Source organism: Sphingomonas sanxanigenens DSM 19645 = NX02, assembly GCF_000512205.2.
Classification (GTDB): domain Bacteria; phylum Pseudomonadota; class Alphaproteobacteria; order Sphingomonadales; family Sphingomonadaceae; genus Sphingomonas_D; species Sphingomonas_D sanxanigenens.
Window position 1 is genome coordinate 3,456,610 of record NZ_CP006644.1, and the last position, 26,999, is coordinate 3,483,608.

A 26,999-nucleotide genomic window follows, 5' to 3' on the forward strand; every position below is an offset into this window, starting at 1 on the left:
GTCAGATCGCGCGCTCGGCCACCATCTTCTTGACCTCGGCGATCGCGCGCGCGGGGCTCAGGCCCTTCGGGCAGACGTTGGAGCAGTTCATGATGGTGTGGCAGCGATAGAGGCGGAACGGATCTTCCAACTCGTCGAGGCGCTCACCGGTCATCTCGTCGCGGCTGTCGGCCAGCCAGCGATAGGCCTGCAGCAGGATCGCCGGCCCCAGGAACTTGTCGCTGTTCCACCAATAGCTCGGGCAGGAGGTGGAGCAGCAGGCGCACAGGATGCACTCGTAGAGGCCGTCCAGCTTGGCACGGTCTTCCGGCGACTGGAGACGCTCCTTGCCCGAGGGCTGCGGCGTCACCGTCTTCAGCCAGGGCTGGATCGAGGCGTATTGCGCATAGAAGTGCGTGAAATCGGGGACGAGATCCTTGATCACGTCCATGTGCGGCAGCGGCGTGATACGGACGTCGCCCTTGCAGTCCTCGATCGCGGTGGTGCAGGCGAGGCCGTTCTTGCCGTTGATGTTCATCGAGCACGAACCGCAGATCCCCTCGCGGCAGGAGCGGCGGAACGTCAGGCTCGGGTCCTGCTCGCTCTTCATCTTGATCAGCGCGTCGAGCACCATCGGCCCGGTTTCATCCAGGTCGAGCTCGAACGTGTCGTAATGCGGATTCTCGCCGGCGTCGGGATCGTAGCGATAGACCTTGAACTTCTTGACGTTCGTCGCTTCCGGATCCGCCTTGTGGGTCTTGCCGTCGGGCTTGATCTTGCTGTTTGCCGGAAGGGTGAATTCTGCCATCTGTTCGATCCGATCGCCGCTGGAATGGACCCCCGATAGTCAATCGGGGCCCGCACCTCAACCGCCTATCAGATCGACGCGTTCAAGGCGTGTTTCGGCGATCGCTGCGATCGATTCGCATCAATTGTTCGCGGACGCAGCGCGGCGCCCGGCAACCCACCAGAAGCGGCCGCCCTGCAGCAGCGCCGCGACCATCATCCCCCCGCCCGATGCCCAGACCAGCGCCGGCGCGCCAAGGCCGCGATCGACCAGCAGCCAGCCGAGCCCGCCGGTGATGACGAAGAAGGCGAGGATGCTGTTGACGCCCGATGCCACCTGATCGCCGAACGACCGCAGCGCATAGACGAACACGACCTGCACGCCGTCGAACAGGATGAAGGGCGCCCAGATCGCGAGCAGCGCCGCCGCCAGCAGATGCACCGCATCGGTGCCGGGAAACAGCATGACGACCGGTGTGGCCGCGAAGCCGAGCAGGATGGCGAGCAATGCCGTGCCCGCGAACGTCATCGCCGCAGCGATCAGCGCGCGCGGCGCCGCCGCCTGCGGCTGCCCCTCCCCCACCGCATTGCCCACGCGGACGCCGGCGGCGGAGCCCAGCCCCAGCGCCAGCGCGAAGGTGACGTTGTGCAGCGAGAAGACGATCTGGAAAGCGTGCGCCGAAACCTCGCCCAGCCGGGTCGAGAGCGCGATCAGGAAGGAGAAGCCCGCCAGTTCCAGCGCAGACGCGATCGCCGGCACCAGTCCGAAGCCGATCAGGCGGGGCACCAGCGCACGGCCGCGCGCCAGGGCCGCCCGGCCGCGATCGCGCACGCCGCGCGCGTCTGCATCAGGCAAGGTCCAGCACGCGAGCAGCATGAAAATGCCGCCGCCAAACGAGGCCGCGCTGGTGGCAATGCCCGCACCCACCGCGCCCAGCGCCGGCATCCCCAGATGACCACCGGCAAGCGCCCAGGCCGCGACCGCATTGGCGGGCAGCATCGCCAGGTTGACCACCATCACCCGCCGAGGGCGGCTGACGCCCTCCAGGAAATAGCTGGCCGCGACGAGGATGAACTGGCCCGGATAGGCGATCGCCATCACCCGCACCACGCGCGCCGCATCGGGCACCAGCGCGGGTTCGACCCCGATCAGCAGCAGCAAGGATTCGGCCGCGAGCAGCAGCACCGTCATCGCGGCGATGCCAAGCCCCAGCCCCATCGCGATGCCTCCGCGCAGTGCGTCACCCGTCGCCGGCAGATCCCGCGCGCCATCGCTGCGCGATGCGAACACCAGCACGCCCGACATCCAGGCAAGCCCCGAAACGATGCTGATATAGGTGAGCGTGCGGCTGGCCCCGAGCGCCGCCGCCTCATGCGTGCTGACCGCGCCGACCACGATGATGTCGGTGACGTGCAGAATCGTCCAGTTCAGGCTGGTGAGCACGACTGGCCAGGCGAGCCGCAGAAGCTGCCGCGTCTCGGCGCCGAGGACGGTCGATCGGGTCCGCATCGGCGCGCGGTAGCGGCTCCGCCCGCCAGCGGCAATCGGCCGCTCGACCGGCATCGCGGGTATTCTGCAGGCAGGCAGTTCGCCCCGCACAATTTTTCCTGAAGAGGGCCGTTGCCAGCCCCAAAACCCTTCGCTATAGGCACCGGCCTGCCAGCCACCGGGGCAACTGGTGGCAGTTCATCCTCGTGCGGTCGTGGCGGAACTGGTAGACGCGCAACGTTGAGGTCGTTGTGGGCGAAAGCCCGTGGAAGTTCGAGTCTTCTCGACCGCACCAGGAGCTTCCGGATGGCATCCGGAAGCGCCTCATCGCAGCCCGCAGCTGCGCTTGCAGGCGCCATTCTCCTTAAAGCCAAAGCATAGTCCGATGGATGGCCATCCGCCGATCATCGCACCATCGGTATCGCGAACGGCGTAGGCAACCGCGCTGCATCGTGTCAGTGTGGGCGTCATGGCGTTGCAGGGACCCCGCAACCGATCAATCGCAGCGCGGGCGACGCTGCTGCTTTCGCTGGTCATCGGCTTGATCTTCGTAGCAGCGGGCGTCAGCGTGTATTTCGACATACGCGAACAGACGCTCAGCCAGACGCTCGTCCAGCTCGATAGCTACAGCGGCCAGGTCTCGGCCTTGCAGGAGTCGCGGTTCGCGCGTCTCGGCGCAGCCCACCGCAACGCCCGGGCGCTGCTTCTGGCCGAACTCGCCTCGGGCGACAGCAACGAAAACGCCCGGCTGTTCAACCGGCTTTTCCCGAGCGACGGCAGGGGCGCGCGCCGCAGCATCGATCTGCTGTTCGATGGCGGACAGACGCCGTTCGGCTTCGTGCGCGGCGTGGGCGCCTTCGTGCGCGCTGAACCTGACATGCAGGAGAAGAGCCTGCTGCTCGCCGCCACGCGGGTGGCGCATGCGGTAGGCGAAGGCGTCCGCCCCGACCTCAAGAGCCTCTATTTCTTCACGCCGGACAATGCGCTCATCATGTTCGCACCGGATCGCAAGGACCAGTTGCGCTTCTATCGCAAGACCGCGCCCCCTTCGCTCGACTTTCAGGGCGAAACCTTTGCGCGGATCAGCACACCGCAGGCCAATCCGCGGCGGGAAACCCGATGCACCCCGCTCGTCCATATCCTGTATGATCGCACCGGCCGCACCTGGACGACCGGGTGCATGACGCCCGTCGATGTCGGCGGCAGGCATATCGGCACCTGGGGAACCAGCCTGTTGCTCGAAGACCTGCTGGGCGCGACCGAACTGGACGGTCCACCCGGCGCCGATGTCGTGCTGGTTTCCACCGAGGGCATGCTGATCCGTCACCCCCGCTACACCCGGCAAAGCCGCGCGGGCGCCGAGAAGCTGCTGGATCTGACCGCCACGCGCGATCCCGCGCTGCAGGCGCTGTGGGCGTTCGTGCAACGCCACGGCTCCGCGCCGTTCGTGGGCAGGGCCCGCGGCCTCCATGCCTATGTAGCCATGCGCCGTATTCCCACGCCGGGCTGGTACGTGATGGTGATGCAGGATGAATCGGTGCTGCGCGCGGCGGCCACCCGCGCGCTCATCCGCGTCGGGATCACCGCCGCGCTGTGCCTGGTGATCCAGGCCGTCGTCGTCGCCCTGCTGCTGCGCCGCTACGTCCGCCAGCCGCTGAAACGTCTGGCCGAACAGACGCGGGACCTGACGAGCCGCATCGAACCCGGCCCGGTTGCCGATTTTGACGACGATCTCGGCGGCGACGAGGTCCAGCGCCTGGCGCATGATTTCGCCGTCATGTCGACGCGGCTGACGGAAGCGCATGAGGGGCTCGAACGGCAGGTCGCCAAGCGTACCGAGCAGCTTCGCGAGGCCAATGCCGAACTGGCCAGGCTGGCGGATTTCGATGCGCTGACATCGCTTCCCAACCGCCGCCGGATGATCCGCGACATCGAGGCCAGGCTCGCATCGAGCGATGCGTCATCGCTCTACATGCTGCTGCTCGATATCGATTTTTTCAAACACGTGAACGACACCTATGGCCATCTCGCCGGCGACCGGCTGCTGGCGGACGTCGCCGCGGACGCTCGCGCGGTATTGCATCCCGACGATCTGTTCGGTCGGATCGGCGGCGAGGAATTCATGGCGATGATCGAGGCGGAAAGCCTTGGCGAGGCTTGGGAAAGAACGGAGCATCTGCGCGAGACGCTTGCCGGCAGGCGGCGCAAGCTGGACGGTTCGAGCGACGTCGCCGTGACGGTCAGCATCGGTATCGCCGCCGCGTTTCCCGGCGCGTCCTTCTCAGCGCTGTACGCTACCGCCGACGCGGCGCTCTATGACGCCAAACGAAACGGACGCAACCAATGCAGCTTCGGCGACGCGGTGGTGGACTGACCCGTTCCGCATGCGCTTGGCCCACCGGCGCGCAACCGACGGGCCTGGGCCCATCGGCCGCGCAAGCGATCAATCCTCCGCCGGATCCTGATATTTGAATGGATCGGTCGGCGCGTTCTGCGTCGGCAGCGGCCTGCAGCAGCATGCCGGCCAGCACCACGGAACCCTGTCGCATATCCTCCGCCTTCAGATGATCGAACGTGTCCATGCCGCTGTGGTGGATGCGCGTCGAATAATCGAGCGGATCCTGGATAAACTGGTAACCCGGCACGCCAACCGCCTGCATGAAGACATGGTCGGTGCCGCCGGTGGGTGCGGCGACCACGCTGGTCGCGCCCATGCTGGCGAAGGGGCTCAGCCATTCGCGCAGCATCGGCACCGCGGCGACATTGCCCTCGGCATGGATGCCGCGCAGCTTGCCCGAGCCATTGTCGATGTTGAAATAGGCCTTGAGATCCGCATAGCCGGGCTTGGGCGTGATCGGGAAACGGTAGCGATAGCGGAAATACATCTGCTCGCGGCCTTCCTCGGCCGCCGGCCCGGGCGCACGCGTGGCGAGATATTTGTCGACATAGGCCATCGATCCGAACAGCCCCTGCTCCTCGCCGGACCAGAGCGCGAAGCGGATCGTGCGCTTCGGCTTCACGCCCAGCCGCGCGAGGATGCGCGCCGCCTCCATGATCATCGCACTGCCCGCGGCATTGTCCGCGGCACCATCGCCCGCCACCCAGCTGTCGAGATGCGCGCCGGCCATGACATAGCCGGCCTTGGGATCGGACCCCGGAATCTCGGCGATGATGTTGTAGGCGTTGATATCGCTGTCATCGAAACGCACATCGCTGTTGATCTCCAGCACCGGTGCGGCGCCTGTCTTCGCAAGGCGCGCGAGCCGGCGATAATCCTCCGCGGCGATTTCGATCCCCGGGAGCGCGGGCGTGTCGCCGCGCTTGAAGTCATAACCCTCGCCATGCAGCAGCTTGCCATCACGATAGGCGATCCGTGCCCAAGCGAGCGCGCCCTCGGCCTTGAGGAAGGCATCGAGCTGTCGGCCGAATCTCAGCTCCGCGATCGTTTTCTCGATGCCTTCAGGGTCATATTTCGGCTGTCGATAGGCATCGAGCTTCTCGATATCCTCCCCCTTCAGCCGCTTGAAGGGCGCCTCGCCCGGCTCGCTACCCGTACCGGGCATCGAGACCAGCACGATCTTGCCCGCCAGCTTGCCGCGCCACGCCGCGAAATCCCGCGCCTTCTTCATCGGCGCGACGACGATCGGCGCGCTGATCGTGCCGTTGGTGGCGGGCGTCCAGGCGACGGGGATCGAGGTCAGCATCAGCGGGCGCGGCGCGCTCATCCGCACCGAAGACGATGCGATCCACCAGCCCCGCCCGAACGGGAAGCCTTCCTTGCGGACATTGACGAGACCCCAGTCGCGAAAACGCTCGGCGGTCCATGCCTCGGCCTGTCGCATCTGCGGCGAATTGGTCATGCGGCCGCCGATATCGTCGGTCAGGTGCTGCGCGGTCTGCATCACCTCGCTGCGGTTCAGCCCCTCGTCGATGATGCGGTTGAGGTCATCCGCCTGCTGAGCGGCGACCGGCATGGCGAGGGCAAACAGCGGCAGAAGCAGAAAAGTACGGCGCATCGATATCCCCGTTTTCGGCCGGTGTCGTCGGATTGCGCCCAGCCTATCCCCGTTCGCCGGGCAGCGCCAGAAACACGGCGTTAACCGTCTCGATTCGATCGCCAATTCCGCGCGGCGGCAGATTGGAATCCAACTGGCGGCGCACGCGCCCCTGACTGCGTTTCACCGCAACCAACCTGTGCGGCCCCGGCCGCTACGGCAGGCTTTGCCGCAAAAGGGGATCATGCCGACTATCTGGCCCTGCCGCCGGCTGCCCGTGGCGCACAGGGTTTTGCGCCTTCGCCAACGGCGAGATCGAGCGCGGTTATCCAGCGTCTCGGCGTTCGCGTTGGCGTGGATAAAGCCAGTACCTTGCGGAGCCGGCGGTGGTGAGCCGCAGTCGCGCCGGTCACCCCCGCCCTCACCGCATCGGCCAGAGCGTCGAACGCGCCGCCATGGCGTCGATCAGAAGCGCCTCGGCTGCTGGGTGTCGGAAAAAACGTTGTGCGATGCGGCAAAACACCGAAAGCAATGCCCCCGTCCGTGAGCTTGGGTCCGCATTCCCGCAGCCAGATCCTCCCCCTGAGAAAGCCGAATAGTCCGCGTAGCGTTCTTGCGTAGGTTTGCGGCTTACGCCGGAACCATCAGGCGCTGTGCTTGAGAGCCGTACGGCACGGGGAAAGTTTTGACATGGCGACTTACGACGGGACTCCGGACGATGACGTCATCGCCGGTGATTCGCTGGGGGCGGAAGCGGACACGATCAATGGCCTGCTCGGCAACGACACGCTGTCGGGCGGCGAAGACAATGATGTGCTGAACGGCGGTGACGGCAATGACACGCTTTCGGGTGGGGCCGGGCTGGACATCGTCAACGGCGACGCCGGCGACGACATCCTCACGATCGCAGCCGCGAGCGACATCGTGGCCGGCGAGACCTATGATGGCGGCGAAGGCGCCGACGTGCTGCGCATCGATGCGGCCGAAGCGCTCGACCTCTCGTCGGTGACGCTGGCCGGCATCGAGGCGATCGAGCAGGCAGGTGCCCATGACGTCGCCCTCACCGCCGCGCAGCTCGATGCGCTGGAAACCATCGCCGCGGGCAGCGTGACGCTGACCACCGGCGGCTCCATCGCGCTTTCGCTCGCCGCCGCCACCGTCGGCGCGTTCAACCTTTCGGCCGATGGCAACGCGATCGACCTTTCCGGGTCGGTCGGCGACCAGACCGTCAATGGCGGCATCGGCGAGGACAGCATCCGCGGCGGCACCGGCGCCGACATGCTTTCCGGCGGTGACGGCGACGACATGCTGTTTGCCGGCCCCGGCGCGGATGCGCTGAGCGGCGGCGCCGGCGACGATGCCTTCTTTATCGAGGATCCGGCGGATATCGTCGCGGGCACCAGCTTCGATGGCGGCGACGGCACCGACACGCTCCACATCACCGCGGCAGCCGATATCGATCTCTCGGCGGCGACGCTGACCAGCATAGAAACCATCGCCCAGACCGGCCCCCATGACGTCGCGCTCACCGCGGCACAGCTCGACGCGCTCGAGGCGATCACCGCCGGCAGCGTGACCCTCACCACCGGCGGTGCGGTGGCACTGGCGAGCGCGACCGTCGGGGCGTTCAACCTTTCAGCCGATGGCAATACGCTCGATCTCACCGGATCGGCCGGCGACCAGACCGTCAACGGCAACGCCGGCATCGACATCGTCACCGGTTCGGCCGGCAACGATACGCTGCGCGGCGGCGCCGGTGCCGACACATTGTCCGGCAGCGACGGCAACGACACGCTCTATGGCGGCGCCGGTGCGGATGCGCTGAGCGGCGGTGCGGGCGACGACGCCTTCCATATCGAGGATGTCGCCGACATCGAGGCTGGCGAAAGCTATGACGGCGGCACCGGTACCGACACGCTGCATCTGGACTTTGCCGAGGACGTCGATCTTTCGGGCGTCGCGCTGACGGATATCGAGCGCGTCGTCCAGGCGGGCGCTGCCAACACGATCGCGCTCACCGCGGCGCAACTCGATGCGCTCGGCCATGTGTCGGCGCTGCAGGTGGTGCTGACGACCGGCGGCACGGTGGTGCTCGACGGCTTCGAGAACGGGGTGAGCCTGTTCACCCTCGCCGATCAGGCGACGACGTTCGACGCGAGCGGCGCGAGCAGCGGCGTGACCGCGGCCGGCGGTTCCGCCGCCGATCGCATCACAGGCTCGGCGAGCGCCGACAGCCTGACCGGCGGTGAAGGCAATGATGTGCTCGAAGGCGGCGCGGGCGATGACCTGATCGCGGGCGGCGGCGGAATCGATGTTGCGGCCTATACGGGCGCGGCGGCCGCCGTCACCATCGACCTCGCGGCGGGCACCGCCACCGGCGGCGCCGGCAGCGACACGCTGGCCGGGATCGAGAACATCAGCGGCTCCGCGTTCGATGATACGCTGTATGGCGATGCCGGTGCCAACCTCATCGATGGCGGCGCCGGCAACGACCTGATCGACGGCCGCGGCGGCATCGACACCGCAAGCTACGCGTCCGCTGTGGAGGGCGTGACCGTCAACCTCGCGCTCACCACCGCGCAGAACACCGGCGGTGCCGGCATCGACCGATTGGTCGGCATCGAGAATCTGATCGGTTCGGCGTTCAACGACGTGCTGATCGGCAACAACCTCGCCAACATGCTGGACGGCGGGCTGGGCGACGACATGATCGACGGCGCATCGGGCATCGACACTTTGAGCTACGCCTCGGCCACTGCCGGGGTCAGCGTCAACCTCGCCCTCACCGCCGCGCAGAACACCGGCGGCGCGGGCATCGACACGATCGTGCGCATCGAGAACCTGATCGGATCGGCGTTCGACGACGTGCTGACCGGATACACCGCCGGCAGCATCCGCAACATCATCGATGGCGGTGCGGGCAATGACCTGATCGACGGCGGCGCCGGCGTCGGCGCCGATACGCTGATCGGCGGCGACGGCATCGACACGCTCAGCTACACGAGCGCTGTCGCGCGAGTCAGCGTCCGGCTCGACCTCTCCAGCGCGCAGAACACGCTCGGCGCGGGCGCGGACACACTGTCCGGCTTCGAGAACCTGGTCGGCAGCGCGTTCCATGACAAGCTTACCGGCGCGGCCGGCGCCAACCGCATCGAAGGCGCTGCCGGCAATGACGAGATCGACGGGCTTGCCGGCGACGACGTGCTGCTGGGCGGGGACGGCAACGACCTGATCCGCGGCGGGCTGGGCGACGACCTGATCGACGGCGGCGCGGGTGCCGACGTGGCGAGCTACGCCGACGCCGCATCCGGCGTGACGGTGAGCCTGCTGGTCGCCGGTCCGCAGAGCACCGGCGGCGGCGGTATCGACACCCTGACCGACATCGAAGGACTGATCGGAACCAATTTCGCCGACGTGCTGATCGGCAATGCCGGGGACAACAGCCTGTCGGGTAGCGGCGGCAACGACATTGTGTCCGGCGATCTGGGCAATGACGCGATCGACGGCGGCACGGGCAACGATACGCTGGACTATTCGCTGGTCGGTTCCGGCGTAACGGTCAACCTGATCGCGACCTGGGGGCAGAACACCGGCGGCGCCGGCATCGATACGATCCGCAGCATCGAGAATGTCATCGGTAGCGCGTTCGACGACCTGCTGACGGGCAACATCTATTCGAACATCCTGTCGGGCGGTGACGGCAACGACATTCTGACCGGCAGTACGGGCAACGACACGCTCAACGGCGGCGCTGGATCCGACACTGCGAGCTATGCGACCGCAACCGGCGCGGTCATCGTCAACCTGGCCGCTACCAGCGGGCAGGCGCGGCTCGGTGCCGGTACCGACACGCTGATCAGCATCGAGAATGTCACCGGCTCGGCCTATAACGACACGCTGACCGGCGACGCCGGCGACAATGTGCTGATCGGCAATGCCGGAGACGACACGCTGACCGGCGGCCTTGGAAACGATGTGCTGAACGGCGGCGCGGGCCGCGACACCGCAAGCTATTTCGGAGCGGCCGCGGGTGTCGCCGTCAGCCTGCTGACCACCGCCGCGCAGGACAGCATCGGCGCTGGAACCGACACGCTGCTGTCGATCGAGAACATCGTCGGTTCGAACTTCGACGACGTGCTGACCGGCAATTCGCAGTTCAACACGCTCTTCGGCGGTGTCGGCAACGACATGCTGAGCGGTGGCAGTGGCGACGACGTGCTCGACGGCGGCAATGGCGACGACCGGCTGTTCGGCGGCAATGGCGATGACATCTTCTTCGGCCGTGCCGGCAGCGATTATATGGACGGCGGCGCCGGCAACGACATCGTCAGCTATGAAACCACTTCGGCGGGTGTCCATGTCAATCTGGGCCTCGCGACGCCGCAGGTGATCGGCGGCGGACACGGCACCGATACGCTGATCAGCGTCGAAAGCGTGCTCGGTTCCAACTTCGCCGATGTGCTGATCGGGTCGAGCGCGGCCAATGCCCTCACGGGCGGCGGTGATGCCGATACGCTGACCGGCGGCGGCGGCAACGACACCTTCTTCTATATGGACGTGTCGGAAAGCACGACCGCGGCGCCCGATCTGATCACCGATTTTTCGGCCGGCGACATGCTCGACCTGTGGCAGATCGACGCCGATGTCGGAACGCCGGACGTCAACGACGCATTTCGTTTTGTCGAGAGCTTCAGTGGCTCGGCGGGCGAGTTGACGCTCGCCTTCGACGCAGGGACCGATCGGACGACGCTGCTCGCCGACAACAATGGCGACGGGGTTGCGGATTTTTCGATCCTGTTCGCAGGCGATATTACCGCCTTCACCGGAACCTGGGTGCTCTGATCCGGTGCCCGGCGATCGAACGCACGACCCATCGTGAGCAAGGTCAAACCGTATCGGCGCTCTGGCGGACCACAGGCTGGTAGCGCTCGCTTGAGAACGGTCGAGCGATTCGCGTCACTGTCGGTCGCGTCTTCGGCATCGCCAGCTTCGGCCGCGCGACGACGGCGCGCGTGGCCGACGCAGGCTGCGATTGCCGGCAAGCCAAGGCGAACGCCCTACTTCGTGCGGCGCGGTCCCAAGCCGAAAGTCGCTCCGGGAATCATGGATTGCACTCAACGCAATCCATGTTATCCTTTTTGATCAGGGCAGATATTCGCCCTTCTGGTGGGGTTTAGCCAAGCGGTAGAATCAAGCGCTCTTATGTGCGCTGGCGCCGCTTATGGTTGCGAGATGAAGGCCTCGCGAATGGAACGATCTATCAATGCTTCCCTCGTTCTCAAGAATGCTCTCGCTCGTGAGGGATTGAGGCGAATTCTAACGGACGGGGGCTATAATGTCGCTCAGTCGATTGAGGATATTGATCAGCTCGTCAATAGCGATAGTCACATCATCATCGTCGACCAGGCGATCATGGAGCAAGACGGCATCGATCGGATCTCGGAACTGATCGGCCGGTTCGACCGGGCAAAGCTGGTGGTGCTGACGGAGAATTTCGATTTCGACACGATGAGCCGAATCTTCGCTGCCGGCGCTTATGGTTATGTGCTCAACGACGTGCCCTATCAGGCCTTCCTCGCGAAGATGCAACTCGTGTCGATGGGTGAGAAAGTCGCGCCCGCCGATCTGATCGACACGCTACGCGATCTTCACCAGACCGACGGCCGCGACAACCATAGCGCTGATGTCGCACGGTTCGATCTTACCCCGCGCGAGCAAGATATCTTGCGCGGCCTTGTGATGGGGCTGCCCAACAAGGTGATCTCGCGGGAGCTCGGCGTCAGCGAAGCGACGGTAAAATTGGCCGTCAAAACGATTTTTCGCAAGCTTTCGGTGCACAATCGCACGCAGGCGGCGATCCTGGCGAGGGAACTGGGCCTGTTCGCCGATCGCAGCCCGCCACGCACGACCAGTCGGGCGGCCTTGATCCTGTTCCTCGCCGGCGCCGCGCTTACCCAATCGCTCGACAACTGGCCCGGGCTGATCTGACGCGCCACGGCCGCGGTCCTTTCCGATTGCGCTGACTGCATTCACCCCGCGCGGCTTTGCGTGGTGCGCAGTGGGATATCCGTGCGCAAATAGGTGAGCGAGCGCCAGGCCCATTCGATGGGACCATATCGGAAGCGCGCAAACCACAGTCGGGCGACGACCAATTGCGCTGCGATACCGCAAAGGCCGACCCACAGGCGCGTCACGCTGTCCCAATCGTCGTAAACGCCCAATCCAAAAGGATAGAACAAGGGGACGAAAATCAACGACTGGAGAATGTAGAGGCTAAGGGTAGCCCTACCAACCGAGGCCAATGGTATGAGCAAAACGGCCGCCCTGCTCAGCCACAGCTCGCACAACAGCAGCACCCATATTGCCGTGACCGCGAGATCGAACCATCCGCCCACGATTACGCTCAAAAGGCGATACCCATCGTCAGATAGAAATTGCGGCACCGCAGCATGACTCATTGCAGCAACGGCGAAGTGAGTCGCCAGCGCGGCGACGACCGCCGCGACGAGCGCGATGCGGCGCGCCCTGCCGTTCGCCGATAGGCGACCGAAGAAATCGATCCGCCCCAGAACCATCCCGACGAGGTAAAGCCCCGCGATCTGCAGGATGCGGCCCGAATGAAGCAGGAAGGCCCATTTGGCGATCTGCCCATCGACCAGATTCTCGCGCAAAACCGCGCCGAAATTGCCGTGGAGGTAGATCGGCATTGCCGGATCGCCGCCCGCCAACGCCGCGCCGGCCGCCTCACCGGGACCGCCCCCCAGGAAGATCGCGGCGAACTGGACCCACAATACAGGCTGCAGCAGGAACGCGGCTGCGATCGCCACGATCACCTGATTGCTCTTTACCCTGTGGAACAGCGGCAGCATCAGTCCCAGCAGTGCGAGGAGCTGGATGATGTCACCGCGATAGATCAATGCGTGCAGCGATCCGATCGCCGCGAGCACGATGAGGCGCCAGATGAAACGCCCCGAGAAATCGACGCCGCGCGCCGCCGCGCCGCGCATCAGCGCGAAGAAGCCGAAGCCGAAACAGAGCGCGAGCAGGGAGAAACTCTTGCCCATGAACAGCAGGAAGATGCCATGGATGATGGCATCCTCACGCGGAGCGGCCCAGTAGAGCTCATAGCTCTCCATCATGTGGACCAGGAACAGAGCCATCAGCGCAAACCCGCGGATGACATCAACCACGATTAACCGATCACCCCGCACCGCACTCATTCCCCGCCCTGATGAGTCAGCCCCTTGGTAGCCCATTGCAACGAAAATGGACAAGATTCATGCTATAAATTCCGAAGGGGTTCTTCCCTTCCCCCAATTGGGGGATTATAGAGTGTGACGGCGATCACACTCATGTTGCGATGCTGCACTGCGTCAATATGGATTTGAATCCGGTTTAACATTTATATCCATTTGATCCTCGGCGGGCATTTATGGGCAGCCCCCTCTATCCCTTGACTGCCGAGCCTTATCCGAAAGCGCGCGAGACTCCGCGCCTTCCTCGGACCTATGAAAGCGGCACCCGGAAGGGTCTCAAGTAAATCTAGTGGGGGGGTTTTCATGCCGAGAACTACCGAGGATCTAATTCAGCTTACCGATCGTGAATATCAAGTGCTGCGGCTCGTAGCGCTGGGTCTGTCGGCCAAGGAGGCCGCGCTTGAACTGGCCATCGCGCCCTGCACCGTCGAGCGTCACGTGGAAAACGTTCGACTCAAGACCAGGACACGTAATCGTGCGCACATGATCGCTCATGTGATCCGGGAAGGCTTGCTGCCGACCGAGCGCGGTGTTGCGAACATGCGTCTCGCCTGACGGGCGGTCGGCGAACGCGGGTCGCAATCAAAGGGTTTGAGCCCAACCAATGACAAGGTCGCCAGAAGCTTGAATGGCGGCGGTGCGAAGACCAGAACTTCCAATTCGCACCGTCGTCATTCGAGGCTGCAGCCCAATTTCAAGTTCGGTCAACGGAATGACCAGCCCTTCGCCAAGGGCCTTCACGCAGGCTTCCTTGCGGACCCAGATCGCAAGGAAGGCGTGATCGATTATTTGCCCGGATCGCTGGAGCGCGCGCAACGCCGCTCGCTCGGCGGGGGTGTAATGCAGTTCCATCAACTCCGCCGCGTCGTCGATCGGCCGGAGCTGTTCCGCATCCACGCCGATCGCAGCGCCCTCTGAAATTCCGATCAAGACCCGGTCCGCGGCATAGCTGATGCTGCATTGCGCGTTCGCGGCGCAGCGCAGGTGGAGCTTGCCGCGCGCATCGCGCACCACATCCTCCACCCCTGCTGCGCCGCCGAAGCAGCGCGCGGCAATCAAGCGCAATCCGGCATGGCCGGCGATATAGCGCCGGCGCAGCGCCGCCGTGCGGAAGCGGTCTGCGCGCTGCCGCTCCTCGGCACCCAGCAGGTCCAGCAGGGCCGCCGAGGGCTCCACTGAGAGCGATACCAGCCACATCGGAAACGGGGCGCCGGTTGCGTCCAGCGGCAGGATCGACAGGCCATTGGGCGCCGGCATGCCCTGTGCTGGCGCCGCCATGGACCATGACTGCATCATTCTATCCCTGGCGCGGGCGCGGCATCAACGCGGAATGGTGGACGAAATCGGCAAGCAGCCGCGGCGGATCCGCGCTGTCCGACCGCTGCACCGCCTGCTTCGCGCGATCGAACAGATGTGCGCCGATCCAGGCGGCATCCGCAAGCATTCCATAGAAGCGGCCGTGATTCTTCGTGAAATAGCGCCGCCGCGAGTCGAACCAATAGGCGGGCAGCCGGCGGACAACCGCCTGCTTGCCGGTCACGCCCGTACTCTGCCCGGCAATGTGCAGCACCTCCGCCTCGGCGACGTACCAGCATTCCCAGCCGGCGCGGCGCGCCTGCAGGCAAAGGTCGGTTTCCTCATAATAGAGGAAATAATCCTCGTCGAAGCGCAGGCCGGCCTCCAGCAGGTCGCGGCGAACGACGAAGCTGGCACCGGACACCCAGTCGACCGGTGCAGTCCCTTCCTCCATCCGCCGCGCCGTCGCCTGATTGCGCAGCAGCCGCGAGGCGATCCCCCAGCGTGCGCCGCGCTCGATCTCGCCGAGCACGGTCGGGAAGCGGAAGGCATAGGGCCACAAGCTGCCGTCGCCCTCGCGCAACGCGCTGCCGGCGATGCCGGCCCGCGGATGTTCCGCCATGAATCGCGCCAGCGCCCCCGTGGCGCCCGGCATCACCCGCGTATCCGGGTTGAGCATCCAGATCAGATCGGCGGGATCCGGCTGCGCCAGCGCATGATCGATGCCGACATTGTTGCCCGCGCCGAAGCCGCCGTTGCGGCCCGCTTCCAGTACGGTCGCCCACGACCAGCTCCGCGCCTCGATCGCCGCCGCGATCCGCGCCGCGGATCCATCGCCCGACTCGTTGTCGACGACGATCACGCGCAGCGAGCACATCTCCGCCCTTTCAGCCTCGAGCGAGTCGAGGCAGGCGATCGCCAGATCGGCGGTGCGGTAGTTGACGATGACGACGTCGATCGACGGCCGCCCGGCCGCCTCCCCTCCCCCCGACATCGTCATTCGGCCGCCACCGCCATCATCGTCTCGTCGGCCAGATCGAGGTCGGCGATCGGCTGCAGGCCGGCACGGTCCGCGGCGCTGTCCACCGCATCCTGGAACCAGCGGGCAAGCGTGCCGACATGCGGTTCCTGCAACACGCTGCTGTGGCCGCCGGGCACCGAAACCACCATCACCTCGTCCATCACGCGCCGGCCCCAGCCAAGCGCATAGTCGGCATAAACGAGCTGGTAGGGCAGATCGTCGATCTGGCCATTGCCCTGCGACGCCTTGAACAAGGCCACCGAGCCCCCGGCGAACAGCCCCTCGGGCCGGTGCAGCTTGTGGGCGACCTCGTAGAGCTTGAGGAAGCTGATCGCATCCTGGTGCATCGCCGTCTCCGCGCCGCCCGTATTGGCGTCACGGATCTGCTGGACGGTGCGGCGGTCGCGGGCCTGGCGGAGGCGCGAGCCGATCTCCCAGCGCAGCGCGTTGGCCGTCTTGCGCGCGAGCGACGGCAGGAAGGTGAACAGCCCCTGCTCGCCGACCAGCACGCGGATCCGGTCGAGCCGCGAGCGGGTGATATAGAAGGGCCGCTTCGCCGCCCCGACATCCGCCGCATCGATGATGCCGACGAACGCGACGCGCTGGCCGACGTCCTGAAGCTGCCGCGCCATTTCGAACGCGATCACGCCGCCGGCGCACAGCCCGGCGAGCATATAGGGTCCCTCGGCCTGAACCGTGCGGATCCGTTCGATATAGTTGGCCGCCATTTCCTGGATGCGGGTGTGGGCAAAGCCGCCCGCCGCATTGCGCAGCGGTTCCACGCCATAGATCGGCCGCGCCGGATCGAGACGCAGCGCGAGGCCGCGATAGAGCAATGTCTCGCCCAGACCGTCATGCACGAAGAAGATCGGCGTCTGCGAACCGCCGGGGCGGATCGTTACCACATCATGGCTGGCCGCTGGAATGGCCGGCACATCGATCATCGCGCCCTCGCCCGTCGACGCGGCATCGGCCGCCGCCGATCCTTCGGGATCGATGATGCGCGCAAGATGCGCCACGGTGGGCGTGTCGAGCAGCGCCGCCAACGGCAGGGTCCGTCCGGTCTTCTTGCGCAGCCGGTTGGTGAACTGCACCGCGAGCAGCGAATGCCCCCCCAGATCGAAGAAATTATCGTGCCGCGCGATCGGCGAGATGCCGAGCAGTTCGGACCATAGGTCGGCAATCACCTGTTCGGTGGCGGTCGCCGGCAGATCGGCGTCGGCGGCGCCATCGTCATTCGCCGCCATCCGCCGCGCGGTGCGCCTGGGCGCGCGCAATCGGGCCAGCGCCGGATCGAGATCATAGGGTGACAGGATGACATGCGGTCGCGCCGGGCCGGCAAGCAGCAGGTCGATCGCGCGCAGCCCTTCCTCGGGCAGGATCGCTTCCATCCGCTCGACCGGCGCCACCGCGCCGACGGCGCCGGCAGCCCGCTCCGGCTCGGCCACGCGCGCGAGACTGCTGGCGTCGCGCACGCGCATCATCGTGAAATCGCTGATCTCGGCGAGCACCGTGCCCGCCGGATCGGCGATGGTCACGTCGAACGTCGCGGTGAGGCCGGCGGTCTCGCCATTCGAGCGATAGCGAATGTGGCTGACGACCTTCGGCGGCAGCGGCGCATGGAGCACCATCCGGCGATAGGCGAAGGGCGCGAAGAAATCGCGCGCCGGATCATAGCCGTGGATCAGGCGCTGCGCGCCCGCGGTGGCGAAGTCGAGCAGCGCAGGATGAAGCAGCACGCGATCGAACTCGCCGTGGAAGGCGGCGTCGACCTCCAGCGTCAGCAACGCCTCGTCATCGCCCAACCGGGCGGTCTTCACATTGTCCCAGCGCGGGCCGAAGCGCAGCACCGGGCTGTCCTCGGCGGCGCCATGGGTGCCGCAGCGGCCGCCGATCTGCGCCAGATTGAGCCGGCCGGCAACCTCGGTCACACCATCGGCGGAAACGAGACCGGTGGCATGTTCGACCCACGCGCCGGTGCCCCCCGCCGGGCGGCCGAGCACGACGAAGCGCCAGTCGGCGCCGACGCGGCGGCGCAGATGGACGCGCAGGTCGCGTGCCGAACCGTCGCTCACCGCGAAAGGCGAAAGGAAGGTCACGTCGGACAGAACCGCCGGCCCGGGACTGACCAGCGCGTGCGCCGCGCGGGCCAGCTCAAGATAGCCCGTGCCCGGGATCAACGCGCCGGCATTGGCGATGCGATGCTCGTCGAGCAGCCAGTGCGTCGCGGGCGACAAGGTCGCCGCAGCGACCAGCTCGTCGTCCGACAGCGCGTGCAGCCGCTCCAGTATGGGATGGTCGACGGCGCTGCCTTCGCCCAGTTCGTCGGGCAGCCCTGCGCCGCCTTCGCCGGCACCGTTGAGACCGGCGGCCATGCCGACCTCGCTCCACTGGCTCCAGCCCACAGACAACACCTGCGTCACCGGATCGTCGTTCCGCGCCTGCGCATAGGCATCGAGAAAAGCGTTCGCCGCGGCATAATCGGCCTGCCCCGCCAGCCCTGCGAACGCGCTGATCGACGAGAACAGCATGATGAAGTCGACCGGCCGATCGGCCAGCGCCACGTCGAGCGCCAGCGTGCCGGCCAGCTTGGGCTTGAGCACCGCCTCGATCGAGGCGCGCGTCTTGGTTTCGATCAGTCCGTCATCGAGCGTGCCTGCGGCGTGGAACACGCCGGCGATCGGCCCCAGCCGCTGCGCGATGCCGCGGATCGCGATGCGCATTCCGCGCACATCGCCGACATCGGCGACGACGACCTCGACGGTCGCGCCGGCCGCTTCCAGCGCCAGCACCTTGCGGATGCGATCCTCGACCGCCGGCTCGGCGGTGCGGGCGGCGATCAGTTCGGCCCATTCCTCGCGCGGCGGCAGGCCGGTGCGGGCGATCAGCGCCACGCGCGCCTGATGCTTCTCGGCCAGATGGCGTGCGATGGTGAGGCCGAGGCCGCCGAGGCCGCCGGTGATGACGTAGGTGCCGTCCGCGCGAATCCGCGGTGCGGGCGTCGGCCCATCGGCGGGCGCGGCGCCGATCGCCTGATGCTCCTGCACCCAGCGCTCGCCGGCGCGATAGCAGATCGGGCCGCCCGACCAGCTCTGCGCCAGCTCGCCGATCAGCGCATCCGCCAGCCCGTCCCATGCGCGGGTCGCGCCTGCGGCGGGCAGCGCCACATCCACGCTGCGGATATGCAGGCTGGGATATTCGGTGGGGATCACCCGCGCCGCGCCCAGCGCCGTCGCTTTCACCGGCATCAGCCCGCGATCCTCGCCCAGGCGCTGGGCATGATCGGTGACGAGGCAGATTTCCACCGACGCCTCGCCAAGCTGGCGCGCCAGTTCGGGCGCGATCGCAACGAGGCTGTGGAAGCCGCGCTTGAGCAGCTTGGGCGTCCCGTTCGGCCGCCAGCCCGATCCCGTGACCAGCCAGCAATGATAGATTTGCGTCGGGAGCCGGCCTTCGGCGGCGAGGCAGTCGAACAACTGCGCATAGTCGGCGGTGCTCGCCGGATCGACGGTGAAGCGGTCGCTGCCCCGCCGGCGGAAGCGGTCGCTGGCGCGGACCAGCACGACTTCGCGGCCGGCCGCACGCAGCCGGTCGACGATCCGCCGAGACAGCCCCGAACGATCCTCGAGCACCATTGCCGGACCCTCGGCCACCGCGGCAGCGGGAGTCGCCGAGCGCGTCCAGACCGGTTCGTAGCGCCAATCCGCGACATCCTCGTGCCGGTCGAGCGCGGCATCGGGATCGTCCTGCGCGGCGACCGCGAAGGTACCGGCATCGAACCAGTGGCGCTGCCGCTCGAAACGATAGGTCGGCAGGGGCAGCCTCAACCGTTGCTCGCCGGCGAAATAGGCATCCCAGTCGACCGTGACGCCGAGCGCCCAGAGCTGGCCCATCGTGTCGAACACGAAGGCATCGTCCTCCACCGCCTGGTCGGGATGACGCAGCGAGCTGAGCACCGGCTGCTGCTTCTGGCGGCCGGGGTTCTGGCGCGCGAGGCTCGCCATGCCACGGCCGGGGCCGACTTCGAGCAGCGCGCAATCGGGATCGGCGAGCAGGCGCTGCAGGCCATCGGTGAAGCGCACCGTCTCGCGCAGGTGGCGCACCCAATATTCGGGGTCGGTCACATCGCACGCCTGCACCCAATCGCCGGTCAGGTTGGAGGCGAAGGGGATTTGCGGCGCCTTGAGCGGGATCGTCCGCATCAGCGCCCGGAATTCGGGCAGGATCGGATCGAGCATCGGCGAATGCGCGGCAACCGAGATCCGCACCACCTGCGCCTCGATCTCTTGCGCCTCGAGCTCGGCGTGGAAGCGCGCGATCGCGGCGGCGGGTCCGGAGACGACGCACAGCCGCGGCGCGTTGATCGTCGCGATCGAAAGGTCGGCGGGCAACAAGGGCAGCAGTTCGGCCTCGGCCATCGGCACGCTCAGCATGCCGCCGTCGCGGATCGTTTCGAACAGCCGCCCACGGGCGCTGACGATGCGCAGGCCCGCTTCGAGGTCGATCACACCGGAGATGTGCGCGGCGGCATATTCGCCCGAGCTGTGGCCGATCATCCCGCTCGGCTTGACGCCGATCGCCATCCAGAAGCGCGCGAGCGCGGTCTGGATGATGAACAGCGCCGGCAGTGCGATCGAGGGGCGTTCGAGTTCCCGCGCGGCCTGCGCACGATCGGCATCTGCCGGAAACATCCAGCGCTTGATGCCGGTCACGCCGATGCGGTCGCAGATGGCGAGCGCCTTGTCGACCTCGGCGCGGAACGACGGTTCGGCCTCATACAGGCCCCGTGCCATGTCGACATGCTGCGGCCCGGCACCGCAGAAGAGGAAGGAGACCGGCCGATCGGCGATCGCCGCCACCGCGGCACGCTCGGGCGTCGCGCGCAGCCGCTCGGCTGCCTCGGCGGCCGTGGCCGCCACCGCGAAGCGGCGATAGGGCAGATGCTGCCGGCCGATCGCCAGCGTATAGGCGGCGTCGGCGAGGTTGATCGTCGGCTGCGCATCGAGATGGTCGGCGAGCGCCGCGGCATTGGCGCCGGCGACGGCATCGGAACGCGCGGAGGTCAGCAGGATCTGGCGGCTGCGGCTGCGGCCGCTGGCGCGCCGCGCCGGCGCTTCCTCAAGCACGACATGCGCATTGGTGCCGCCGACGCCGAGCGAGCTGATGCCCGCGCGGCGCGGCTGGGGGGCCCCCGGCCGCCCGCGGTCAGCCACGGCGCCCGCGCCGCCTGCACGCGGAACGGGCTGCCCTCGAACGCGCAGCCCGGATTGGGGGCGGTGAAGTTCAGCGACGCGGGCAGTTCGCGGTTGTGCAGCGACAGCGCGACCTTGATCAGGCCGGCGGCGCCCGCCGCGGTATCGGTATGGCCGATATTGGCCTTCACCGAACCGATCGCGCAGTGGCCGACGCGGTCGGTCGACTGGCGGAACGCCTGGGTGAGCGCGGCGATTTCGATCGGATCGCCCACCGGCGTGCCGGTGCCATGCGCCTCGACATAGCTGATCGAGCCGGCATCGACATCCGCCATCGCCAGCGCCTCGGCGATCACCTTGGCCTGGCCATCGACGCTGGGGGCGAGATAGCCGACCTTGCCGGCGCCGTCGTTGTTGATCGCGGAACCACGCAGCACCGCATAGATATGGTCACCCGCCTCGATCGCGTCCGCCAGCCGGCGCAACGCGACCACGGCGACGCCGCTGCCGAAAACGGTACCCTGCGAGTCCGCGTCGAACGGCCGGCAGTGACCGTCGGGCGACAGGATCTCGCCCTCTTCGAACACATAGCCCTGGCGGTGCGGCAGCTCGATCGAGGTGCCGCCGGCGATCGCCATGTCGCATTCGCCGCTGATCAGGCTCTGCGCGGCCATGTGGATCGAAACCAGCGAGGTCGAGCAGGCGGTCTGCACATTGATGCTCGGCCCCTTGAGGTCGAACAGATAGGAGACGCGCGTGGTGAGGAAGTCCTTGTCGTTGCTGGTGTGGCGCAGCAGGAACAGACCGACGTCGCGGACCAGCTTGGGATTGGTCAGCAGGTTGTAGGGCATGTAGGCGTTGTGGCCCGAGCCCGCGAACACGCCGATCGTGCCATCGAAGCGCTGCGGAGTGTGGCCGGCATTTTCCAGCGCTTCCCACGCGCATTCCAGGAAGTGGCGGTGCTGCGGGTCCATGATGGCGGCGTCGCGCGGCGAAAGGCCGAACAGCGACGCATCGAAACATTCCATGTCAGTAAGCGGCGCGCCGCGGCGGACATAATTGCGGTTGCGCAGCATCGCCGGGCTGACGCCCGCCGCGATCAGTTCCTCGTCGCTATAGGTTTCGACGCCTTCGCGTCCCTCGCTGAGCAACGACCAGTAAGCGTCGAGCCCGCGCGCATTGGCGAAGCGGCACGACATGCCGACGATGGCGATCGCGGTGTCCGAAACCGCATCGTCATCATTGGGATCGAAAGCGTTGGGATCTTGATACATGGGTTCAATTCCGTGCGAGAGCGCGGGCGGCGCCGCGGCGTTGCAGGGCGGCGCGGCGGTTGCGGGCGCGATCCAGCCCCTCCTGCGCGGACGCCGGCTGGTCGTCCGACCGGGAGAGATGCGCACCCAGCGCTGCGATGGTGGGAAAGCGGAAGATGTCGGTCAGCGGCAGTGGCCGTTCGGCGATCGCGGCCAGCCGGCGATGCACCTGCACCGCGAGCAGCGAATGGCCGCCGAGATCGAAGAAATTGTCGCGCAGGCCGACCCGCGGCAGCTTGAGCACGTCGCACCAGATTGCCTGGATCTGCGCTTCGAGGGGGCTCTGCTCCTCAGGCTCGCCCTCACATTCGGCATCGGTCGCCGGCACCTGCTGCACCGGTTCGGGCAGCGCGTTGCGATCGGTCTTGCCGTTGGGCGTGCGCGGCAGCGCGTCGAGCAGCATGAAGTGCGACGGCACCATGAACTCGGGCAGGCCGCTGCGCAGATGCTCGCGCAGTTCGTCGGCCGCCGGGGCCGCGCCGGGACGCGCCACCGCATAGGCGATCAGCCGCGCCTCGGCGCCGCTGCCGCGCGCCACCACGACGACTTCGGCGACGGCGGGATGCGCGGCGAGCCGCGCCTCGATCTCGCCCAGTTCGATGCGATAGCCGCGGATCTTCACCTGATGGTCGAGGCGCCCCAGGAACTCCAGCGTGCCGTCGGCGCGCTGGCGGGCAAGGTCACCGGTACGATAGGCGCGGGCACCCGTTGCGAACGGATCCGCCACGAAGCGCTCCGCGGTCAGCTCGGCGCGGTTGAGATAGCCGCGCACCACGCCGTCTCCCGCGATCACCAGTTCGCCGGGCGTGCCCGGGCGGACGGGCTCGAAGCGGCGGTCGAGGATGTAGATCTGCTGGTTGACCAGCGGCCGGCCGAGCGGCGGCACCATATCCTCGGTCGTGAGGTTGTGCACCGCAGACCAGATCGTGGTTTCGGTGGGGCCATACATGTTCATCACGCTGCCCCCGACCAGACCGGTCATGTCGCGGGCGAGATGCGGCGGAAAGGCTTCGCCGCCCACCATTAGCCGGCGGAGCGCGGCAAGCTGCGGCCGTGCGGCCGGGTCGCTCGCCAGCATCTGCACCAGCGAGGGCGTGCATTGCAGGTGGGTTACGCCATGGCGCGCCATCAGGTCGGGAAGCGCCTCGCCGCCCTCGCCCGCCGTCGGGTTGGCGAGCTGCCGCAGCCGGTTGAGCGCAGGCAGATGCTCCAGCACCGTCGTCACGGGGATGCCGAAGTCGATCAGGCAGCCGATCTCGTTGACGCCGATCGCGCGCAACCGCTGGATGAGGTCCATGCAGCCCTCGGGCGTGCCGAAGAGGCCGCTGGTCTCGAAATAGCGATCGAACGCATGTTCGAGCAGCGCCTCGGTCTCCTCCTCGCTCAGTTCCGAAAGCTCGATCTGGTCGCCGGGCTCCGCACCCTCCGGGCGCCGGAAGGTCGGGAAGGACCAGGCATATTGCTGCAAAAGGTTGGTCGAGGTGCGCAGATATTCGATCAGCGGCCGGCGGGCGATCTGGCGGATCTGCGCGACATCGTCACCGACGAAGCTGTGCAGCATCAGCGTGACACGGCCCTCACCGGGGTGCCCCGCCTCACGCCAGGCGGCGCGATAGGTCGCGATCTTCTCGGCGACCTCCTCCACCTTCTGGCCGAGCAGGTGGGTGAGCACATAGGCACCGGTGCGGCCGGCGGCGGCAAAGGTTGCCGCGTTGCCGGCGGACGTGATCCACACCGGCAGTTCGGGCTGGACAGGCCGGGGGTAGACCTGAACCGCCACGTCATGGCCGAGTGCACCGGGGAAGCTTCGCTTCTCTCCGCGCCACAACGCCCGCACATCCTCCATGCTGCGCGCCAGCGCGCCGCTGCGGTCGCCGAAGTTCGCGGGGTTCAGCACGAAATCGTTCGGCTGCCAGCCCGAGGCGAAGGCGATGCCGACGCGACCGTTGGAAAGATTATCGACCAGCGCCCATTCCTCCGCGATGCGGATCGGATGGTGCAATGGTGCGACGACGCTGCCCGCGCGGATCTTGATCCGGGAGGTGCTGGCCGCGATCGCCGCCGAGGTGACCGAAGGATTGGGATAGAGGCCGCCGAAGGCGTGGAAGTGACGCTCCGGCGTCCACACCGCCTCGAAGCCGTTGGCGTCGCCGAAGCGGGCGCCATCCAGCAGCAGGCGATATTGTTCGGCGGCGCTGCCGCTGTCGGCGCTGCCGAAATAGAACAGGCTGAAGTCGAGCGGTTGGGCCGAAACGCCCTTGGCGGGGACGTCGCCGCGCACCTCGCGCTCGGTGGCGATCACGACATGATAGCCGCGGGTCAGCGGCCAGCTTAGCTCAAGCACCGAGATGTCGAAGCTGAGGCTCGTCACGGCCAGCCAGGTGCCGTCGGCTTCGATCTTTTCATCCATGCCCGCGAAGAAGTTGAGCACGTTGCGATGTTCGACCATCACGCCCTTGGGCAGGCCGGTGGAGCCGGAGGTGTAGATCACATAGGCAAGGTTTTCCGGCCGGCCGCCGCCATCGAAGGGCGCGGCCGGAAGCAGGGCGATCGCGCCACCCGAATCGTCGAGATTGACGATGCGCGCTTCGGTATCGGGCAGATCGGCGATCAGCGAGGACTGGGTGACGACAACCGCCAGCCCGGAATCGCTGACCATGTGCGCCAGCCGGTCGCGTGGATAGGCGGGGTCGAGCGGCACATAGGCGCCGCCCGCCTTGTGGATGCCGAGCATCGCGACGACCATCTCGACCGAACGTTCGAGGTTGAGGCCGACGAGCACGTCCGGCCCGACCCCGAGATCGGCAAGATAGCGCGCCATCCGGTTGGAGCGCGCGTCGAGCTCGGCATAGGTCAGCGAGACGCCGCGCGCGGTGATCGCGATGCGGTCTGGCGTCCGCGCCGCCTGCGCGGCGAAAAGCTGGTGCGTGCCGGCGGCGGTGGAGGTCGGCGCCTGACCGGCATTCCATTCGCGCACCACGCGGACATATTCGGTGGGATCGAGCAGCGACAGCCGCGCGATCGGGACCTCGGGCGCGGCGGCGGAGGCCGCCAGCATCGCTTCGAACCCCTGCCACAGATCGGCGACTGCGGCCGCGTCGATCCGCGCCGGGTCGAACGACCAGCGGCAGGCGGTGCCGTTGGCGGCGATGGCGATGTGCAGCACCGTCTCGACCGCAGGCGCCGCCTGATCGAGGCTGTCGACCATCTGCACCGTCACCGGGTGCGCGAAGCTGGTGCGGCCCCGCAGTTCGGGGGTGCGCGCGATCAGGTCCGCCGCGATGGCGACACGCTTGTGCATGGTGCCGATCTCTTGCGCGGTCGCGTCGGCCAGCGCGTCGAGCGACGCCGTCCAGTCGAGCCGCACGCGCAACGGCAATTCCGCAGCGAACCAGCGCGCGACGCCGTCCAGCCGCGAGGCATGAACCTGATCGGCATAGCCGATATCGACCTGATCGCGATCGGCGACACGGCCGAGCCAGGCGATGGTCGCCGCCAGCAGCGCCTGCGCCGAACCTGTCGCGACGCTGCGGTCGAGCGTAGCGCGGTCGGCGAGCGGCGAGGCATCCGCCGCGGTGAACTGCGGCAGTTGCAGCACATCGCGCGCGGCGAGGCGGCGCTGCCACCAGCCCTCATAACGGCCCGCGGCGCCATCGAGCGCATGCAGCGCGGCGCGGGCATCGGGATCGAGCGCCGGCAACTGGTCCCCGGCGGCCGTCGCCGGCAATCCGGTCGTTCGGCCGTCGAGGTCCGCCAAGCGCAGGATGCGCAGATCGGTGCTGCCGGTGGCGATCACCGGCATATCGCCGCCTTCCAGGATCGTGCCCGGCGCGGCGCCGGAGGCACTGTCGAGCAGCGCGACCTCCTGAACCAGCAGCAGCGTATCGCCGAACACCGCCTTGGGCGCACCAAGCGGATTGCGATAGCTGCCGAAATCGAGCGCCGACACCAGCCGGGCGATTTCCGCGGCGGGCGCCCGCCAAACGATGGGCGCCGCGGCCTGCGGCCGATCGGCGCGGCCGAACAGGCGCAGCGGCGCGCTCGGCTGCGGCTGGCGGCGCATGGTGCCGGTATCGAGCTCCTTCACCAGCAGCGCGAAGCTGCGGATGCCGGCCTCGAAACATTTGGTGTTGAGCGAGAGCGCGCTTTCGCCCTCGTCGATGTCGACGGGCTCGGCGACGACGATGTCGCCGGCGTCGATCGCATCGGTCATCAGGTGCCAGGTCACCCCATGCTGGCGTTCTCCGCCGAGGAGCGCCCACACCGGCGTGTTGAGCCCGGCATAATCGGGCAGCGGGCCATCATGGAAGTTGATCGCGGCGCGGCGCGGCAGCGCCAGCACCGGCGCGGGCACCAGCGACAGGTTGGTGATGCTGAACAGATAGTCGATCGGGCCGAGGCCGGCGGTCAACAGCGCGCTGGCGTGGCCGAACAGCGGCAGCCCGGCGCGACGTGCCCAATCGGCGGCGGCGCCCTGCCCCGCGACCACCGCCACGATCTCGTGGCCGCTGCGCTGAAGCATGTCGGCGCATTCGACGAGCAAAGTCTCGTTGCCGATCAGCACCGAACGCAGTTTGGCCGTGGGTTCGACGCTGATCCTGCCTTCGTTCATGGCCGAGACAAACCGGTCGATAGTCCCCGGAACCGTCAATCCATCCATGGAGATCTCCCT

Annotated in this window: 12 protein-coding genes, 1 tRNA gene and 1 pseudogene; 5 read left to right on the forward strand and 9 right to left on the reverse strand. The window is 67.2% G+C overall.

Annotated elements, in window-relative coordinates; genetic code table 11:
• Window position 1: 1 nt before the first annotated feature.
• Window positions 2-787 carry a succinate dehydrogenase iron-sulfur subunit gene (locus tag NX02_RS15880; RefSeq protein WP_025293190.1) on the reverse strand — a complete coding sequence of 262 codons (786 nt, stop codon included), beginning with the start codon at window positions 785-787 and terminating at the stop codon, window positions 2-4.
• A gap of 120 nt (window positions 788-907) precedes the next feature.
• Complete coding sequence (locus NX02_RS15885; RefSeq protein WP_245648606.1) at window positions 908-2,365, reverse strand: MATE family efflux transporter; 1,458 nt, start codon at window positions 2,363-2,365, stop codon at window positions 908-910.
• Between the two features lie 97 nt (window positions 2,366-2,462).
• Between NX02_RS15885 and NX02_RS15890 the strand changes: the two genes are divergently transcribed.
• Together NX02_RS15890 and NX02_RS15895 are read left to right on the forward strand one after the other, a co-directional pair.
• Window positions 2,463-2,549, forward strand: a tRNA-Leu gene (locus NX02_RS15890).
• 174 nt (window positions 2,550-2,723) lie between these two features.
• Entirely contained in the window at window positions 2,724-4,628 is a 1,905-nt protein-coding gene (locus tag NX02_RS15895) for a sensor domain-containing diguanylate cyclase (protein WP_025293192.1), read from the forward strand.
• A gap of 69 nt (window positions 4,629-4,697) precedes the next feature.
• Here the strand turns inward: NX02_RS15895 and NX02_RS15900 are convergent.
• A pseudogene (locus NX02_RS15900) lies at window positions 4,698-6,270 on the reverse strand (M20/M25/M40 family metallo-hydrolase).
• Window positions 6,271-6,939: 669 nt separating this feature from the next.
• Between NX02_RS15900 and NX02_RS33910 the strand changes: the two are divergent.
• The gene (locus NX02_RS33910; protein WP_025293193.1) at window positions 6,940-11,091 is read left to right on the forward strand and encodes a beta strand repeat-containing protein; all 4,152 of its coding nucleotides are present in this window, start codon (window positions 6,940-6,942) and stop codon (window positions 11,089-11,091) included.
• A gap of 390 nt (window positions 11,092-11,481) precedes the next feature.
• Window positions 11,482-12,237 carry a LuxR C-terminal-related transcriptional regulator gene (locus tag NX02_RS15910; RefSeq protein ID WP_162232684.1) on the forward strand — a complete coding sequence of 252 codons (756 nt, stop codon included), beginning with the start codon at window positions 11,482-11,484 and terminating at the stop codon, window positions 12,235-12,237.
• A 41-nt stretch (window positions 12,238-12,278) separates the two neighbouring features.
• Here the strand turns inward: NX02_RS15910 and NX02_RS15915 are convergent, their stop codons facing one another.
• Window positions 12,279-13,469: a DUF418 domain-containing protein gene (locus NX02_RS15915; RefSeq protein WP_039996627.1), complete on the reverse strand. Its 1,191-nt coding sequence runs from the start codon at window positions 13,467-13,469 to the stop codon at window positions 12,279-12,281.
• Between the two features lie 339 nt (window positions 13,470-13,808).
• On the opposite strand from NX02_RS15915, the gene NX02_RS15920 reads away from it, so the two are divergent.
• On the forward strand, window positions 13,809-14,060 hold the full coding sequence (locus NX02_RS15920; RefSeq protein ID WP_025293196.1) for a response regulator transcription factor: 252 nt from the start codon (window positions 13,809-13,811) through the stop codon (window positions 14,058-14,060).
• Window positions 14,061-14,087: 27 nt separating this feature from the next.
• Here NX02_RS15920 and NX02_RS15925 read toward each other — a convergent pair whose 3' ends face one another.
• The 5 genes from NX02_RS15925 to NX02_RS15940 are packed head-to-tail and all read right to left on the reverse strand — an operon-like array spanning window position 14,088 to window position 26,987.
• Complete coding sequence (locus NX02_RS15925; protein WP_053000658.1) at window positions 14,088-14,801, reverse strand: 4'-phosphopantetheinyl transferase family protein; 714 nt, start codon at window positions 14,799-14,801, stop codon at window positions 14,088-14,090.
• Between the two features lies 1 nt (window position 14,802).
• Window positions 14,803-15,801: a glycosyltransferase family 2 protein gene (locus tag NX02_RS15930; protein ID WP_245648607.1), complete on the reverse strand. Its 999-nt coding sequence runs from the start codon at window positions 15,799-15,801 to the stop codon at window positions 14,803-14,805.
• Window positions 15,798-20,948 (reverse strand): SDR family NAD(P)-dependent oxidoreductase, encoded by a 5,151-nt coding sequence (locus NX02_RS33610; protein ID WP_245648882.1) that lies wholly within the window; start codon window positions 20,946-20,948, stop codon window positions 15,798-15,800. The genes NX02_RS15930 and NX02_RS33610 overlap by 4 nt, the downstream gene beginning before the upstream one ends.
• The gene (locus NX02_RS31625; RefSeq protein WP_084717835.1) at window positions 20,885-22,288 is read right to left on the reverse strand and encodes a beta-ketoacyl synthase N-terminal-like domain-containing protein; all 1,404 of its coding nucleotides are present in this window, start codon (window positions 22,286-22,288) and stop codon (window positions 20,885-20,887) included. The genes NX02_RS33610 and NX02_RS31625 overlap by 64 nt, the downstream gene beginning before the upstream one ends.
• 4 nt (window positions 22,289-22,292) lie before the next feature.
• Entirely contained in the window at window positions 22,293-26,987 is a 4,695-nt protein-coding gene (locus tag NX02_RS15940) for a MupA/Atu3671 family FMN-dependent luciferase-like monooxygenase (RefSeq protein WP_245648608.1), read from the reverse strand.
• Window positions 26,988-26,999: the final 12 nt, after the last annotated feature.

Excerpts from the sequence above, each read along its gene's own strand:
- NX02_RS15915 (WP_039996627.1), bottom strand. The coding sequence starts at position 13,469 with ATGAGTGCGGTGCGGGGTGATCGGTTAATCGTGGTTGATGTCATCCGC.
- NX02_RS15895 (WP_025293192.1), top strand. The coding sequence starts at position 2,724 with ATGGCGTTGCAGGGACCCCGCAACCGATCAATCGCAGCGCGGGCGACG.
- NX02_RS15925 (WP_053000658.1), bottom strand. The coding sequence starts at position 14,801 with ATGATGCAGTCATGGTCCATGGCGGCGCCAGCACAGGGCATGCCGGCG.
- NX02_RS15910 (WP_162232684.1), top strand. The coding sequence starts at position 11,482 with ATGAAGGCCTCGCGAATGGAACGATCTATCAATGCTTCCCTCGTTCTC.
- NX02_RS15930 (WP_245648607.1), bottom strand. The coding sequence starts at position 15,801 with ATGACGATGTCGGGGGGAGGGGAGGCGGCCGGGCGGCCGTCGATCGAC.
- NX02_RS31625 (WP_084717835.1), bottom strand. The coding sequence starts at position 22,288 with ATGTATCAAGATCCCAACGCTTTCGATCCCAATGATGACGATGCGGTT.
- NX02_RS15920 (WP_025293196.1), top strand. The coding sequence starts at position 13,809 with ATGCCGAGAACTACCGAGGATCTAATTCAGCTTACCGATCGTGAATAT.
- NX02_RS15880 (WP_025293190.1), bottom strand. The coding sequence starts at position 787 with ATGGCAGAATTCACCCTTCCGGCAAACAGCAAGATCAAGCCCGACGGC.
- NX02_RS15940 (WP_245648608.1), bottom strand. The coding sequence starts at position 26,987 with ATGGATGGATTGACGGTTCCGGGGACTATCGACCGGTTTGTCTCGGCC.
- NX02_RS33910 (WP_025293193.1), top strand. The coding sequence starts at position 6,940 with ATGGCGACTTACGACGGGACTCCGGACGATGACGTCATCGCCGGTGAT.